Genomic DNA, 16,163 nt, shown 5'->3' with positions numbered 1-16,163 from the left:
AAGTCTGAGAGACCAAACAGAGGCGGGCAGCGAAAAGCCCGCCTCATTTAAAGAAACTTCTGATTTGAAAATAGATAAAGAAAAAAGGAGGATAAGCAAAATGGCGAAGACATTAACAGAGTCGCAAAAACAGGAAAAAATCACAGCCTTGCAAAAAGAGCGGGATGCTTTAAGCCTTATGCTCAGGGATGCTGCAGGTACAAGAAAACGTGACAGGCTGATTGCGAAAATCGAAAAAATAGATGAATCCATAAAAAAAGTCCGGACAGGTGAGCGTTTTACAAGGCAGGAAAAGAGAAATTTGATTGCCTATTCCTTTATTGCTCCCAATTTCATTGGATTTGCAGTTTTTACACTGGGACCTATTATTTTTGCATTCGTCCTGGCATTTATGAAATGGGATGGCAACAGCCCGATGCAGTTTGCAGGACTTACTAATTTCGTGGATATGTTTGCAAATGCGAGATTCAGATCGTCCTTTATAAATACGATTGTTTACTGTTTGGCTACGGTTCCTTTGACCCTGGTGTGTGCTCTTGGATTAGCGGTTGTGCTGAACCAGAAGGTCAAAGGCAGGAATTTTTTTCGGACCGTTAGCTTTTTCCCTTACGTAGCTTCCCTTGTGGCAGTGGCAGCCGTATGGAATATGCTGTTCAGTCCCATGAAGAGCGGACCTATCAATATGATCCTTTATAATCTTGGTGTTCACGCAAAGAGTCTGCCCAAATGGTCCGCAGATCCCCACTGGGTCATGTTTACCATCGTATTGTTCAGCGTATGGAAAAACATGGGCTATTACATGGTGATTTACCTTGCAGGCTTACAGGGGATTAACGGAGAACTATATGAAGCGGCAGGCCTTGACGGCTGTAACACCTGGCAGAAATTCCGCTATATTACCTGGCCCCAGCTGCAGCCCACGACCTTTTTCGTGACGATTATCTTAACGATCAACTGCTTTAAGGTTTATGATATTGTTTATATGCTTGCAGGAGGCTCCAATGGAATTGTAAGCTCCCAGGCCATGGTACTTGTTTATCATATTTATGAAGAAGCATTCCGTAACTGGAATTTAGGTTATGCAAGTGCGGTAGCTATGGTGTTGTTCTTAATGGTTCTTGTCATCACGCTGGTTCAGTTCCGTGGTGAGAAGAAGTATGCAAACTAAAAAAAGGAGGATACGTTATGAAATCAAAAAACAAAAATTCTAAAATCAGCAAATGCCTCCTTTATGTGGTTTTGATCATTCTGACATTTGCTATGCTGATTCCCTTTGCATGGATGTTTTCCGCTTCCCTGAAACTGGATAAAGACGTATTTATTTTCCCGATACAGTGGATTCCGGAAAATCCGAGATGGCGAAATTATCTGGATATCTGGACAAAGATCCCGCTTATGACCTTTGTATTAAATACGGTCAAAATTACGCTGATCGTAACTGCTTTGCAGCTTTTGACCAGCAGCTTTGCAGCTTATGCCTTTGCTAAATTAAAGTTCCGTTACAAAGATACCCTTTTTATGGCTTATATCGCAACAATTGCGGTTCCGTGGCAGGTATACATGGTTCCCCAGTTTATGATGATGAGAAACTTCGGGTTAAACGATTCTCATCTGGCGATTATCTTTCTCCAGGCGTTCTCTGCCTTCGGTGTGTTCATGATGCGCCAGTTCTACCAGGGAATCCCGGATGAACTGTGTGAGGCGGCAAGAATCGATGGTATGAGTGAGTATCAGATCTATGCAAGGATCATGCTGCCATTATCTAAGCCTGCTCTTTCTACCCTGACCATATTCACTTTTGTAAATACCTGGAACGATTTTTTGGGCCCTTTGATCTATTTAAAGACAGAAGCCAAGAAAACACTGCAGTTAGGACTTAAAATGTTCATCAGTCAGTATAGCTCAGAATATGGATTGATTATGGCGGCGTCCGTACTCTCTCTGATTCCTGTTCTTATTGTGTTCCTGTCTCTGCAGAAACACTTTGTAGAAGGCGTTGCTGCAACTGGTGTGAAAGGTTAATGAGATGAAGCTGATAAAAAATTTCGTGGACAATATCCATAATGATGCATATAAGGACAATTATATGTCCCCTTTGTTTAAAGCAGAATCATATGTGTTTCCCGGAGGAAGAAAAGAAATCTCCTTAGACGGTAATTGGAATTTTTCTGTAGATATGTATGATAACTGTCTCAGAGCCAAATGGTTTCTGGAGGAGGAAATAAATGAAGAGGGACGAAGAGTTCCTTTGGACTATGGGTTTGATGAGTGGGAGGAGATCCCGGTGCCGGCCGTATGGAACCTTGTGAAACCGGAATATTTTTATTATGAGGGACCGGCGGTATATAGCCGCCGGTTCCTTTTTAAAGAGGAACCAAAAGGGCATGTGTTTCTTCGATTCGGTGCCGTATCCTATGAAGCCAGGGTTTTCTTAAACGGCGCATTTCTGGGACTTCATAAAGGCGGCTCCACCCCTTTTAACGTGGAGATAACGGAGCATTTAAAGGAAGAAAACCGTCTCATCGTTATTGCAGATAATAAAAGACGTCACGACCAGGTTCCCAGTGAGAATACGGACTGGTTCTTGTACGGGGGAATCTACCGGAGTGTATCCATTTTTTCTGTGCCGGATATTTATATTAAAGATATGAAGGTTCATTTAAAAGACCGGGATAATAAAGAGATAAAGGTTTCTGTAACTTTAGGCGGCAGCGAAAGCTTCTTAGAGAAAGAAGCTGTTCTTTCCATTCCTGAGTTACATTTAGAAAAGGTGATTCCAATTTCAAGGGACGGAAAGGGACAGGCGTCATTTGAATCGGAGGAGCTGACCCTCTGGAGTCTTGAAGAACCGAAATTATACGAGGTTCTGGTAAAACTCCGCAATCAGGGACAGATCATTGATGAAGTAAAAGACCGGATCGGTTTCCGTACGGTGGAGACGGACGGAAGAAAGATCCTTTTGAATGGAAAACCGGTTTTCCTTCGGGGTGCCTGTCTCCATGAGGAAACGGAGGAGCATGGAAAGGCGGTTACAAAGGAAGATATCCGTCAGGCATATAAAAAAGCCAAAGAAATGAACTGTAATTTTCTGCGTCTGGCTCATTATCCTCATACGGAGTGGGCTTCACAGCTGGCAGATGAAGAAGGAATTCTTTTATGGGAGGAGATTCCTGTTTACTGGTGGATTGATTTTGCCAATCCTCTTACCCTGAAAGATGCAAAAAACCAGCTTGCAGAGTTGATGACCAGAGATTTCAACCGGGCCAGCGTTGTGATCTGGTCTGTGGGAAACGAAAATCCGGATACAGATGAACGCTATCACTTTATGCGAACGCTGGCAGAAGCTGCTAAAGCGTATGATCCCAGCCGCCTGGTGTCGGCTGCTTGTCTGGTGGATGCAGTAAATTTAAAAATATCCGACCGGCTGGAAGGGCATCTGGATGTGATCGGATTCAATGAATACTATGGCTGGTATGATCCGGATTACGAAAAGCTGAATGCGATTTTAGAAGGTTCAAAGCCGGATAAACCAGTGGTAATAAGCGAATTCGGAGCAGACGGCTATCTTGCAGACGGTAAGACTGTATGTAATGTGCGGGGGTCTGAGGAGGAACAAAAGGAGATTTATCAAAATCAGGTTGCATTATTCCGGAAAACCGATTATATTCAGGGAACAGCACCATGGATATTATTTGATTACCGGACTCCCAAGCGCCTGGGTGCGTATCAGAAGGGATATAACATCAAAGGGCTTGTGACTGCGGACCGGAAACGGGAAAAGCCTGCATTTTTTGTGATGAAGGACTTTTATGAGGAGGTAATAAAACATGAGCAAAACGATGGAAGCCCTGCTTAAAGACAAAACAGAGCTTACGGAGGCAAGGTGCCGGGAAGCTATGGAGTTTGCAGTGGTACAGGTAAAAGATAATTTAAAGGATTTCACACATTCCTTTAAAAAAGCATTCAGTGAAAATGGCTTTTATAAACCGACCCCTAATGTGAACTGGACCACAGGCTTCTGGACGGGGCAGATCTGGCTGGCTTATGAATGGGATGGAGCAGAGGAGTTAAAAAAAGCCGGACAGATTCAGATTAAAAGCTTTTTGGACCGGATCAACCGTAAGATAGAAGTGGACCATCATGATATGGGATTTTTATATTCTCCTTCCTGCGTAGCAGGCTATAAACTGGCGGGGGATGAGCTGGGAAAAGAAGCAGCCATAAAGGCGGCAGACCAGCTGATCAGCCGGTTCCAGCCGGTAGGCGGCTTTATTCAGGCATGGGGCCCAATGAACCAGCCGGAAAATTACCGCTTCATCATTGACTGTCTGTTAAACCTTCCGCTGTTATATTGGGCAACGGAAGAAACAGGAGATGAAAAGTATCGGGAAATCGCAGAAAAGCATATCCATACAGCCATTGCCAATGTAATCAGGGAAGATAATTCTACCTGGCATACCTTTTTCATGAATATGGAGACTGGAGAACCGGATCATGGAGCTACCTGCCAGGGATACAGAGACGGGTCCGCCTGGGCCAGAGGGCAGGCCTGGGGCGTCTACGGCTGTGCCCTGGCTTACCGCTATACCGGCCGGTCCGAATATATTAAAGATTTTAAGCGCGTGACAGCATACTTTCTGGACCATCTTCCATCCGATCTGGTTCCGTACTGGGATCTGGAATTTGGTGAAGGCTCAACGGAACCAAGAGATTCTTCGTCTGCGTCCATTGCCGCCTGCGGGATGCTTGAGATGGCAAAGTATCTGGAAGCGGAAGATGCCGCTTATTATACCTCAATCGCTAAGAAAATCATGGCATCTGTCGTGGAGAATTACGCAGTAAAGGATTTAAAGGAGTCCAATGGTCTGGTTCTTCACAGCACTTATTCAAAGAAGTCTCCTTACAATACCTGTACGCCGGAAGGTGTGGACGAATGCAACATCTGGGGGGACTATTTTTACATGGAGGCTCTTACCAGATTATCCAAGGATTGGAATCCTTATTGGTAATATTTGAAATCATTTGAAATGAGGCGAAATTATATGAAACTAGAATCCAAACAGGATTTCCGTCAATGGATGTTTCAGGTTCTCAATCCCTTAAAACCCTTGTACAGCCAGGGCTGTGCAAGGCTTCATCTGGGTGACAGTGGTGTCACATATCCAGAAACCAGCATTGAGATGGAAGCCTTTTCCCGTCCTTTATGGGCCCTGGTACCATTCTGGCTTGGAGGAGGAAGGGGATTTGAAGATATTTACCTGAAAGGCCTGCAAAACGGAACGGACCCGGCCCATCCGGAATATTGGGGCGGCTTTGGAGATTATGACCAAAAGTTTGTGGAAATGGCAGCCATTGCCTGTAGCCTGATTTTCACTCCGGAAAAAACCTGGGAGCCATTAGGTGAAAAAGGAAAAGAAAACCTGTCAAACTGGCTTTACGGAATCAATGAGCACATCATTCCTGACTGTAACTGGCAGTTCTTTATGATTCTTGTTAATGTTGCGTTAAAGAAGCTGGGGTGCCGTTACAGCGAAGAACGGCTGGCTTCTGGACTTGGTAAAATCGATAGCTATTATACCGGAGAAGGCTGGTACCGGGATGGCGGATCAAACCAGAAGGATTATTACATTTCTTTTGCTCTCCATTACTATGGACTGTTTTATGCAGCGGCGATGGAAGAGGAAGACCGGGAACGGTGTCAGCGTTTCAGAGAACGTGCCACAATATTTGCCAGAGAATTTATTTACTGGTTTGACGAAAATGGTGCAGCACTACCATATGGCAGAAGTCTTTCCTACCGTTTTGGAGAGGCGGCATTTTGGTCGGCTTATTTATTTGCCGGTCTTGACGACATTCCGGTGGGTGTGGTAAAGGGAATAATCTGCCGTCATTTAAATTGGTGGATGGAGCAGAAGATGTTTGACCGGGATGGAATCCTGACCATTGGTTACAGTTATCCAAACCTGATTATGGCAGAACGTTACAATGCACCTGGTTCTCCCTACTGGGCCATGAAGACGCTTTTATGCCTTGGACTTGCTGATGAGCATCCGTTTTGGACCGCAAAGTCAGAAGAGCTGCCAAAACTTTCTGAGGTAAAGATGTTAAAGCAGGCAGATATGCTGATGCACCGCCGCGGAGGGGATGTGACAGCTTATCCGGCCGGTGTATGTGAGAAGTATGGACACGGTCATGTGCCGGAGAAATATTCAAAGTTTGCATATTCCACCAGATTTGGTTTTTCAGTTGCCAGAAGCCAGATCGTTCTTCATGAGAACGCGCCTGATTCGACCCTGGCATTTGTTATTGACGGGGATGATTATGTATTTGTTAGAAAATACAGTGATTCCTATGAGGTGTTTGAAGACCGGGTGGTCAGCAGCTGGCACCCATTCCCCGGGATTAAAGTGAACACTACCATTATTCCCCAGGAATATGGTCATTTGAGAGTTCATGTGATTGAGAGCCAGTTTGACTGTGTGGCTTACGACTGCGGTTTTTCTGTTGAAAAGTTTACAGAAGAATATGAACAAAAGGCAGAGGGTGAGGAATCTTATGTCTTTCAGAAAAAACAGGGCTGCAAAGTATCGGGAAAAGGTCCGGGAGCAAAAGGCGTGATCATAGAGTCAGATCCTAACACGAATGTACTTTATCCAAATGCTTCTATTCCGGCAGTGTGGTATCGCATCAAAAAGGGGGAGGCCGTCTGCCTGGAGACCAGGGTGGCAAGCTTTGTCCGGTAAATAAAGTCATAGTATAATTTAAAGGAGGGGTTCTTTATGGAACTGAAATCAGCAAAACCGGAGTGGCTGGAAGATCCGCAGGTATTTGCAGTCAACCGCATTCCGGCACATTCCGATCATTGTTATTATGAATCAGAGGAGGAAGCCTCGAAAGGGGAAATGGGGCTTTGTCAGCTTTTAAACGGTACATGGAAGTTTTCTTATGCCTCTTGTCCGTCAGACCGAGAGGCGGACTTTTATAAAGAAGATTACGATGACAGCGGCTTTGGTAATATTGAAGTTCCGGGACATATAGAACTGAACGGATACGGCAGATGCCAGTACATCAATACCATGTATCCATGGGACGGATTGGCAGATATCCGGCCTCCTTTTACGGACAAAGAGAACAACCCGGTGGGAAGTTATATCCGGGAATTTGAACTGAAAGATTCCCTGAAAGGAAAGCGTCAGTTTCTATCCTTTCAGGGTGTGGAAACTGCTTTCTATGTATGGCTCAACGGAACGTTCATCGGGTATGCGGAAGATTCCTTTACGCCGTCTGAATTTGAAATCACCCATGCGGTGAAAGCCGGTGTCAACCGGCTGGCAGTAGAAGTGTATAAAAGAAGCAGTGCCAGCTGGATTGAGGATCAGGATTTCTTCCGCTTTTCCGGCATTTTCCGTGATGTCTATGTATATGCAGTTCCCAAATGCCATGTGGAGGATGTGTTTGTCCATGGTGATGTTTCCGATGATTATAAGGATGGTCTGTTCCGGGCGGAACTGACACTGTCGGAGGAGACGAAAGGAAGCGTATCTGCTGTCTTAAGAGATAAGGAAGGCAGGGAAGTGGCTGTATGGGAAAAAGGACCGGCAGATAGAACCGTGGAAATTTACGGCCGTGTTCCATCTGCCCGTTTATGGAGCGGGGAGGACCCCTATCGGTATGAATTGACTATAAGTCTGCTGGATGAACAGGGGAATGTAAAAGAGATCGTTCCTCAGAAGTTTGGATTCCGGCGTTTTGAATTAAAAAACCGTATCATGCACTTAAATGGAAAAAGAATCGTATTCCGCGGGATCAACCGTCATGAATTTAATGTGAGGAGAGGGCGGAGCATCACAAAAGAAGATATGATGTGGGATATCCGGTTCTTAAAACGTCACAACATCAATGCAGTGCGCACCTGCCATTATCCGGATCAGAGCTTATGGTATGAGCTTTGTGATGAGTACGGAATCTATTTGATTGATGAAGCCAACTTAGAGAGTCATGGCTCCTGGCAGAAGATGGGGGCGGTGGAGCCTTCCTGGAATGTTCCCGGGAATCTTCCGGAATGGAAGGATTGCGTGGTCGACCGTGCAAAATCGATGCTGGAGCGGGATAAGAACCATCCCAGCGTGCTTATATGGTCCTGCGGTAACGAGTCCTACGCAGGTGAGGATATTCTTGCAATGGCGGAATTCTTCCGTGAGCGGGATCCCTCCAGACTTGTTCATTATGAAGGTGTATTTCATAACCGGGACTATGATCAGATCAGTGATATGGAAAGCCGGATGTATGCCAAAGCCCGGGAGATTGAAGAATATTTAACAAACTGCCCCCAAAAACCGTTTATTCTTTGTGAATATATGCATGCTATGGGAAATTCCCTTGGCGGTATGAATAAATATACGGATTTGGAAGACCGCTATGACATGTATCAGGGCGGGTTCATCTGGGATTATATGGACCAATCCCTGATGAAAAAGGATCTATACGGGCAGGAGCATATGACTTACGGCGGTGATTTTGGCGACCGTCCGACCGATTACAGCTTCTGTGGAAATGGGATCATATATGCAGACCGGACGGTCTCACCAAAAGCACAGGAAGTGAAGTTCCTGTACCAGGATATTCGTCTGGTTCCGGATTCCAAAGGTGTTACCGTGGAAAACAGAAGAATGTTTACGGATACATCTGATTTGGAGTTTGTATATGCGGTTTTAAAAGATGGAGAGACGGTTTTTCAGAAATGCTTTGATGCAGTGGTGATGCCTTTCTCTTCCTGCCACATTGACGTTAATGTCCCGGAATTTACGGAAGCTGGTGAATATGTAAGGCAGGTGTCCGCTCTGTTAAAACATGATACCCTATGGGCTGATTCCGGGTTTGAGATTGCCTTTGGAGAGAGTGTTACAGCCGTAGAAGGCGAGACAGAAGAACTTTGTAAAAAACCTCTTACGGTGATCTATGGAGATGTAAACATCGGTGTCATGGGGGAAGGCTTCCGGGTTCTGTTCTCCAGACAGGAAGGCAGCATTGTTTCCATCGTTTATGATGGAACGGAGTGGGTTAAAAGACCGGTTATGCCGGTGTACTGGCGGGCGACCACAGACAATGACAAGGGTAATAAATTCTCTGTAGACAGCGCTGTATGGTATGGTGCGGGACAGTTTCCTCGGTATGACAATAAAAACTGCCTGGTGGAGGAAAAAGAAGGGCTGGTTAAGGTTTCCTATACCTATGAACTGACCACTACTCCCAAAACGGTTACTCAGGTCACCTATGAAGTGACCGGAGACGGGAGGATTAAAGTGAAGGCGGTATATTACGGGAAACAAGGACTTCCGGAGCTGCCTGCTTTTGGCATGAGGCTCATCACACCGGAAGCAGCTCATAACTTCACCTGGTACGGACGGGGACCGGAAGAAAATTACAGTGACAGAAGACAAGGTGCAAAGCTTGGAATCTATCAGGATACGCCGGAAAACAACTTATCCCGTTATCTGGTTCCCCAGGAGTGCGGAAACAGAACCGGGGTACGCTGGATAAAGGTTTCTGACAAGGAAGGCCATTCCATCGGATTCCGGGCAGTGCGTGAGCCTTTTGATGCCTCTGTACTCCCGTATACGGCAGAGGAACTGGAATCTGCGACTCACAGAGAAGAGTTACCAGCCGTTCGTTATACGGTTGTGAACATTCTCGGTGCTACAAGAGGCGTAGGCGGTGATGACAGCTGGGGAGCACCTGTTTATCCGGAATATTGCATCAGCGGAGAAAAGGAACTTGTGACAGAATTTATAATTGAAAACGGATAAATCAGGAGAGACAGGGAAAGGAGCCGGAAGGATTACCTTTGTTTGTCTCTCTTTTTTTTATAAAAATAACGAAACTTACTTAAAATGGTTGTTTTTCTTCTTTGTGCGTGGTAATTTGAATAAAGAAGAAAAACTGAATGTTTATTCAGACAAAGTACAATAATGAAAGCGAGGAAATGAAATGATTATCAATTTTGAAGAAATTGAGGAAGCAATACTGCCTCAGTTTCACGGAGGGGAAAAGAAATTCAGGACAAGAATGATTACGGACCAGTACAATAAAATACAGCGGGGCAGATTAGAACCGGGAGCTTCTATCGGAATGCATACCCATCATGCCGACAGTGAGATACTCTATGTCCTTGAGGGGACTGGAACCGTGCTTTATGATGGAGGGGAAGAAGCCGTAGAGGCAGGTGTCTGTCATTATTGTCCCAAAGGGCATGCCCACAGCCTGATCAATAGCGGGGATAAGGATTTGATATTTTTTGCGGTGATCCCACAGCAATAGTCAGTAGAAAATGAAAGGAGCATCCCTATGCTGGAGCATATTCCTTCCCAGGAAGAAATGGTTTCACTAATCGGAAAACCGTCCTACCAGGCGTGGCTGGAACTTTGCAAGAAAATTGAGGAAACATACGATATGGAGACCCAATGGAACAAAGGCGGCAAGGCATGGAAGTACGAGTATAAATACCGCAGAGGCGGTAAGACGCTCTGCGCTTTGTATGCCAGAGAAGATTGCTTTGGGTTTATGGTGATTTTTGGAAAAGCAGAACGCGGGAAGTTTGAAGAAGAAAGACAGGCTTACTCTCCCCAAGTGCAGAAGGTATACGATGATGCTACAACGTATCATGACGGAAAGTGGATGATGTTTATAATAAAGGATGAGACTCTTTTTGAGGACATGATGCGTCTTTTAATGATAAAACGAAGACCTAATAGAAAGTGATGGGGGCAATGTATGGGGTATCCGTGGATTGATGAGTATTTAAAAGCAATGAAGGGTGTGTCCAGTGATTTTAAAGAGGAATGGAACTGGACCAGATATTTTATAGGAAACAAAATGTTTGTTGCTGTCTGTAAGGATGAGCAGGGAGCCGACCGTTTGATCACTTTAAAGCTGGAGCCGGCAGAAGGTGAGTTTTTAAGGAATCGGTATAAAGATATTATTCCTGGATATTACATGAATAAGGTTCATTGGAATTCAGTAAAAACGGAGGGAAATGTGCCTGAGAATCTGTTAAAGGACCTGCTTGAGAAGTCCTATTATCTGGTATTTTCAAAGCTTTCCAAAAAGCAGCAGAAGGAATTGACTGAAATATAAGAAAAGTGTCAGGGGGGAATTGGAAGGCGGAGTAACGGAATCAGAGGAATAAAGCCCTCTGCTTGACTTTTGGGGCAAAAAAGACATTGCCGGCTTACTGCTCATGCCGCCGACCCTTCATGTCATGCTCCACTTGAATGATTGCTGTAAATGGAAAGAGTTTATACGGACAAAGAAAAAGTATTTTCGGATTTAATTACAAAAATTTTGAAAATATTCATAAATTACTTGACAAATGAAATTATTGGCAGTATTCTAATTGTTGAAAATAATAAATAAATTTTAAGAAAAGGAGGCAGAAATCATGATGAACATCAATAACATAATCGGAATCAATAGAGTTTATAGAGTTAGAGATAACGTTACATTCATTCAGCCTGCCTCATGGAATATATTCTCCCTCAGTATTTATTAAAGGGATAGGTCCTGCTCTTAACAGGAGTATTTTATGAGTATAAACCGCAGTCTGAATGGACTGCGGCTATTTTTTTCTGAATTTACCGGAAAAGGCCGCACAATGCTGTCTTTTTCGGTTTTTTTTATTATAGATGAGTGAGAATCCGCTCATGTTTCTAAAGAGTTAAGGAGGAAAGTATGAAAAATCTATGGAAGTATGTAAAAAAGTATTGTTTCCTGTACGTCCTTGCAATCGGGGCAATGGTCGTCAGCATTCTTCTTGATGCGGCGGCGCCTCAGATCACCAGGCGCATCATTGATGATGTGATTGTAGGCGGAGAGATGCAGATTCTGATGAAGCTGCTCTTTGGACTTGTAGGAATCGGATTGGGAAGAGCGGTGTTCCAGTACACCAAAGAATTTATCTTTGATTATGCGGCATCCGGAATTGGCTGCAACTTAAGAAAAGACTTATTTGACCATATTCAGACCCTATCCATGGGTTACTTTGATAATCACAACACCGGAGAGCTGATGGCCAGAATTAAGGATGATGCGGAACGAATCTGGAATGCCTTTGGCTTTGTGGGAATGCTGGTTCTGGAATGTACCATCCATACCGTTGTGGTTATTATTTGTATGTATCGGATCAGTCCGGTATTAACGCTGATCCCTCTGGCCATTCTCCCTGTGATCGCCTGGTATGCCATTAAAATGGAAAATGGGCTGGGAGAGGTTTACGATAAGATCAGTGAGCAGACTGCAGAATTAAATACGGTTGCACAGGAAAATCTGGCAGGTGTCCGCACGGTCAAGGCCTTTGCAAGAGAAGATTATGAGATGGAAAAATTCAAAAAGCATAACAAAAAGTATTATGACTTGAATATGAGGCAGGCAAAGCTTATTGTCCGTTATCAGCCAAACATTTCTTTTTTATCCAAGATACTGCTTATGGCTGTTATTGTAGTCGGAGGCATTCTCGTAATTCATGACAAGATGACATTGGGGGACTTAGGCGCATTTGCAGAATATACGAACAATATTATCTGGCCAATGGAAATGGTTGGCTGGCTCAGCAATGATCTTGCAGCTGGTATGGCTTCCAATAAAAAAATCAAAGCGATCATGGAAGAACAGCCGGTAATCAAAAATATTGAAAATCCTGTTTTACCAGACAGTATAAAGGGGGAGCTGGTATTTGATCATGTAAGCTTTGAAATGGACGGAAAACGTATTTTGGAAGATATTAACTTCACTTTAAAGAAAGGAAAAACTCTGGGTATTATGGGTGTGACCGGTTCCGGAAAAAGTTCCATCGTCAATCTGATCCAGCGGTTCTATGATGTTACGGACGGTAAGGTTCTGCTTGATGGCATCAATGTAAAGGACCTTCCCCTGTCTCTTTTAAGGGAGCAGGTCTCTGTGGTCATGCAGGATGTATTTCTCTTTTCTGACAGCATAACGGAGAACATTAAAACCGGCAATAAGGCTGCCACTGAGTGGGAAAGTGTGCAGCAGGCATCCGTTTTTGCGGAGGCGCACAGCTTTATTACAAAGCTGTCAGACCAGTATGATACGGTAATCGGAGAGCGGGGCGTGGGACTTTCCGGCGGTCAGAAGCAGCGGATCAGTATAGCCAGAGCCATTGCAAAAGAAAGCCCTATCCTGATTTTAGATGATTCCACATCGGCGCTTGATATGGAAACTGAAAAGGAAATTGAAGCTAATCTGTCAGAGTTAAAAGAAAGCTCTAAGATCATCATTGCCCACCGGATTTCTGCAGTACGAAGTGCAGATGAAATACTGATCCTTTCCGAAGGAAGGATCGTTGAACGGGGGACCCATAAGGAGCTTATGGAAAAACGGGGGCAGTATTACAAAACCTATCAGGTACAGTATGGAGAGGAGGAAGCAAAATGGCAGTCAATTCCAGCAGAATAGATGAAGAACAAAAGGAAGTCTTAAAAAAGGATACCGTGCTCCGAATGTTTAAATATCTTCTGGATTATAAAAAGCAGATCGTGATCGTTCTGGTGATCGTGGCAGGAACCATAGCCATCAGTATGCTTGGGCCACTGATCATGGAGTACGCCATCAATGTATGCGTGGCCCAAAAGGATATGAAGGGCCTGCTGCAGCTGGGGGCAGTGGCAGTGGCTTTATTCCTGCTGTTTTTAATCGGAACCAAGGTCCGGATGTATTTGATGGCAGAAGTATCCAATAAGGTGCTGTTAAATATACGGGAAGAGTTGTACCATCATATACAGACCCTGGGCTTTGACTTTTTTGACAGCCGCCCTACAGGGAAAGTTCTTGCCAGAATCATCGGGGATGTGAATTCCTTAAAAGATGTATTATCAGACAGTGTGACCAAGCTGGTACCTGATCTGCTGACGGTAATCTGCGTAGCCATTATTATGCTGGTGAAAAATTACCGGCTGGCTATGGCGGCTTTGCTGACCCTTCCCCTATTAGCGGTGGGTATGATTTTCATTGAAACTACCGCTCATAAAAGGTGGAGGGTCTATCGGAAGAAAACCTCTAATCTAAATGCTTATGTCCATGAGGATTTATCCGGTATCAGAATCATACAAAGCTTTGCTGCAGAACCGGAAACGAAAAATGTGTTTCATGATCTGGTGAACCAGCATTACAAATCCTTTATTGATGCAGTCATTGTAGCAGATGCATTCGGCCCTTTGGTAGAAATCACCTGGGGGTTAGGCGGATTTTTGCTGTATTTTATTGGAATCCGCATCGTAGGTGTGGAACATATTGGCGTCGGAACGTTCCTGGCGTTTTCCACCTACATTGCCATGTTCTGGAGTCCGATCCGCAATCTGGCTAACTTTTATAATAAGCTGACTACCAATATTTCAGCAGCAGAGCGCATCTTTGATATTATTGATACGGAGCCGGAAATCACGGATCAGGCCGGGGCTGTCGATTTGCCGGAATTAAAAGGAGAAGTGGAATTTGAGCATGTTTCCTTTGCTTACAGCGATGAACCGGACCGTCTGATTTTAAATGACGTGAATTTCTTGGTGAAACCAGGGGAGACCATTGCGCTGGTGGGGCCTACGGGGGCTGGAAAGACAACGATCGTCAATCTGATCAGCCGTTTTTATGAAGCCACTGCGGGTAATATAAGAATTGATGGTCATGAGGTGAAACATGCCACATTAAAAAGTTTAAGAAGTCAGATGGGGATTATGACTCAGGATAATTTTCTTTTTTCCGGTACCATCAGGGATAATATCCGCTATGGGCGGCTGGATGCTTCGGAAGAAGAAGTGGTGGAAGCAGCCAAGGCGGTCAGTGCCCATGATTTCATTATGAAACTGGAACAGGGATACGATACGGTGATCAGCGAAAGGGGAGCCGGGTTATCCATTGGCCAGAGGCAGCTTCTGGCATTTGCAAGAACCATGGTATCAAGGCCCGGAATCCTGATTCTTGATGAAGCGACCTCCAGCATCGATACTCACACAGAATTACTGGTTCAAAAGGGAATTGATGCACTTTTAAAAGGGCGGACTTCATTTATTATTGCTCATCGTCTGTCGACGATTCGGAAAGCGGACCGGATTTTTGTTATTGATCAGGGGAATATTATGGAGGCAGGAAGCCATGAAGAGCTTTTAAGTCTTAAGGGAGCTTACTATAAATTATATCAGAGCCAGTTCTCCTAGTTTGAAAAAGGATTGACCAGACAGGGGAAATGCAATAAAATAGAAGGCGAGGTGAGAAAATGACAGAAGGAGCATTAGTATTAGAAGGAGGTTCCCTCCGGGGCGTTTTTACAGCCGGAGTCCTTGATGTATTTATGGAACAGGGGATTGAATTATCCTATGTAAATGGCGTATCTGCCGGTTCTATGGCAGGCATGAGCTATATCAGCAAACAGGTTGGCCGGACGATCCGGGTCAATTTGGATTATGTCAGAGACAAACGGTTCTTGAGTTTTCGAAATATGGTAAAAAATCGTTCTATTTTTAATTTTGAATTTTTATTTGGGGAATTGAGCGACACCCTGGTTCCTTTTGATTATGATACATTTTATAATTCCGGGCAGACCTTTGAAGTGGTAGCCACCCGCTGTAAGACAGGTAAGCCGGAATACTTTGAAAAAAGTACCTGTGATGATTTTATCAATGCGGTAAAGGCATCAAGCAGTATTCCGGTGCTCTCCAGCATGATCACTGTCAGCGGGAAAAAATATCTGGATGGGGGCTGTTCCATGCCGATCGCTTATCAGAGAGCCATGGATCTTGGATATGAAAAGATTGTTCTGGTTCTTACGAGAGAGCGCGGTTACCGGAAGCCTCCTCTGGATAAATGGACAAAAAAGGGGTATGAGCGTTATTTTGCTCCCCTGCCTCATTTTTTGAAAGCGCTTGAAGATGTTCCTGACCGTTATAACCGAATGCAGGAGGAAATCGACCGGTTGGAAGAGGCCGGAAGAATCTATGTAATACGGCCTGATAAACACGTAACCGTTCAAAGAACAGAACAGGATAAACGGAAATTGGAAGCACTTTATGAAGACGGCCGGCGGCTGGCGCAATCCCACTTAGAGGAGCTGAAAGGTTATTTGGGAATGGAAGCGGAAGGAAAGGAAGAAACGGTATAAT

12 protein-coding genes and 1 pseudogene are annotated in these 16,163 nt (G+C 44.5%); all 13 read left to right on the top strand.

Annotated elements, in window-relative coordinates:
* Window positions 1-100 precede the first annotated feature (100 nt).
* The gene (locus tag ACLTWA_RS03395) at window positions 101-1,168 is read left to right on the top strand and encodes a carbohydrate ABC transporter permease (protein WP_412326135.1); all 1,068 of its coding nucleotides are present in this window, start codon (window positions 101-103) and stop codon (window positions 1,166-1,168) included.
* Window positions 1,169-1,185: 17 nt separating this feature from the next.
* The gene (locus tag ACLTWA_RS03390) at window positions 1,186-2,022 is read left to right on the top strand and encodes a carbohydrate ABC transporter permease (protein ID WP_412326134.1); all 837 of its coding nucleotides are present in this window, start codon (window positions 1,186-1,188) and stop codon (window positions 2,020-2,022) included.
* A 4-nt stretch (window positions 2,023-2,026) separates the two neighbouring features.
* Window positions 2,027-3,856 (top strand): glycoside hydrolase family 2 protein, encoded by a 1,830-nt coding sequence (locus ACLTWA_RS03385; RefSeq protein ID WP_412326133.1) that lies wholly within the window; start codon window positions 2,027-2,029, stop codon window positions 3,854-3,856.
* The gene (locus ACLTWA_RS03380; protein WP_412326132.1) at window positions 3,828-5,009 is read left to right on the top strand and encodes a glycoside hydrolase family 88 protein; all 1,182 of its coding nucleotides are present in this window, start codon (window positions 3,828-3,830) and stop codon (window positions 5,007-5,009) included. Before ACLTWA_RS03385 ends, ACLTWA_RS03380 begins: the two co-directional genes overlap by 29 nt.
* A 33-nt stretch (window positions 5,010-5,042) precedes the next feature.
* On the top strand, window positions 5,043-6,743 hold the full coding sequence (locus ACLTWA_RS03375) for a DUF2264 domain-containing protein (RefSeq protein WP_412326131.1): 1,701 nt from the start codon (window positions 5,043-5,045) through the stop codon (window positions 6,741-6,743).
* A gap of 36 nt (window positions 6,744-6,779) precedes the next feature.
* The gene (locus tag ACLTWA_RS03370; RefSeq protein ID WP_412326130.1) at window positions 6,780-9,806 is read left to right on the top strand and encodes a glycoside hydrolase family 2 TIM barrel-domain containing protein; all 3,027 of its coding nucleotides are present in this window, start codon (window positions 6,780-6,782) and stop codon (window positions 9,804-9,806) included.
* A 181-nt stretch (window positions 9,807-9,987) separates the two neighbouring features.
* A complete protein-coding gene (locus ACLTWA_RS03365) occupies window positions 9,988-10,317 on the top strand; it encodes a cupin domain-containing protein (RefSeq protein ID WP_412326129.1) in 330 nt (109 codons plus the stop codon).
* 27 nt (window positions 10,318-10,344) lie between these two features.
* A complete protein-coding gene (locus ACLTWA_RS03360; RefSeq protein ID WP_412326128.1) occupies window positions 10,345-10,758 on the top strand; it encodes a DUF3788 domain-containing protein in 414 nt (137 codons plus the stop codon).
* Window positions 10,759-10,770: 12 nt separating this feature from the next.
* Entirely contained in the window at window positions 10,771-11,133 is a 363-nt protein-coding gene (locus tag ACLTWA_RS03355; protein ID WP_412326127.1) for an MmcQ/YjbR family DNA-binding protein, read from the top strand.
* Between the two features lie 58 nt (window positions 11,134-11,191).
* A pseudogene (locus ACLTWA_RS03350) lies at window positions 11,192-11,329 on the top strand (DinB family protein); the annotation flags it as partial.
* Between the two features lie 398 nt (window positions 11,330-11,727).
* On the top strand, window positions 11,728-13,470 hold the full coding sequence (locus ACLTWA_RS03345; RefSeq protein ID WP_412326126.1) for an ABC transporter ATP-binding protein: 1,743 nt from the start codon (window positions 11,728-11,730) through the stop codon (window positions 13,468-13,470).
* A complete protein-coding gene (locus ACLTWA_RS03340; protein WP_412326125.1) occupies window positions 13,446-15,221 on the top strand; it encodes an ABC transporter ATP-binding protein in 1,776 nt (591 codons plus the stop codon). Before ACLTWA_RS03345 ends, ACLTWA_RS03340 begins: the two co-directional genes overlap by 25 nt.
* 59 nt (window positions 15,222-15,280) lie before the next feature.
* Window positions 15,281-16,162, top strand: coding sequence for a patatin family protein (locus ACLTWA_RS03335; RefSeq protein WP_412326124.1), 882 nt, complete (start codon window positions 15,281-15,283; stop codon window positions 16,160-16,162).
* Window position 16,163: the final 1 nt, after the last annotated feature.

The organism is Lacrimispora sp. (assembly GCF_046972725.1).
Classification (GTDB): Bacteria; Bacillota; Clostridia; order Lachnospirales; family Lachnospiraceae; genus Lacrimispora.
The sequence above is the reverse complement of the archived record's forward strand: the minus strand, read 5'-3'. Positions and strand labels throughout refer to the sequence as shown.

Bases quoted from the DNA above. Each gene is read 5' to 3' on its own strand.
- ACLTWA_RS03395 (WP_412326135.1), top strand. From the start codon at position 101: ATGGCGAAGACATTAACAGAGTCGCAAAAACAGGAAAAAATCACAGCC.
- ACLTWA_RS03390 (WP_412326134.1), top strand. From the start codon at position 1,186: ATGAAATCAAAAAACAAAAATTCTAAAATCAGCAAATGCCTCCTTTAT.
- ACLTWA_RS03385 (WP_412326133.1), top strand. From the start codon at position 2,027: ATGAAGCTGATAAAAAATTTCGTGGACAATATCCATAATGATGCATAT.
- ACLTWA_RS03380 (WP_412326132.1), top strand. From the start codon at position 3,828: ATGAGCAAAACGATGGAAGCCCTGCTTAAAGACAAAACAGAGCTTACG.
- ACLTWA_RS03375 (WP_412326131.1), top strand. From the start codon at position 5,043: ATGAAACTAGAATCCAAACAGGATTTCCGTCAATGGATGTTTCAGGTT.
- ACLTWA_RS03370 (WP_412326130.1), top strand. From the start codon at position 6,780: ATGGAACTGAAATCAGCAAAACCGGAGTGGCTGGAAGATCCGCAGGTA.
- ACLTWA_RS03365 (WP_412326129.1), top strand. From the start codon at position 9,988: ATGATTATCAATTTTGAAGAAATTGAGGAAGCAATACTGCCTCAGTTT.
- ACLTWA_RS03360 (WP_412326128.1), top strand. From the start codon at position 10,345: ATGCTGGAGCATATTCCTTCCCAGGAAGAAATGGTTTCACTAATCGGA.
- ACLTWA_RS03355 (WP_412326127.1), top strand. From the start codon at position 10,771: ATGGGGTATCCGTGGATTGATGAGTATTTAAAAGCAATGAAGGGTGTG.
- ACLTWA_RS03345 (WP_412326126.1), top strand. From the start codon at position 11,728: ATGAAAAATCTATGGAAGTATGTAAAAAAGTATTGTTTCCTGTACGTC.
- ACLTWA_RS03340 (WP_412326125.1), top strand. From the start codon at position 13,446: ATGGCAGTCAATTCCAGCAGAATAGATGAAGAACAAAAGGAAGTCTTA.
- ACLTWA_RS03335 (WP_412326124.1), top strand. From the start codon at position 15,281: ATGACAGAAGGAGCATTAGTATTAGAAGGAGGTTCCCTCCGGGGCGTT.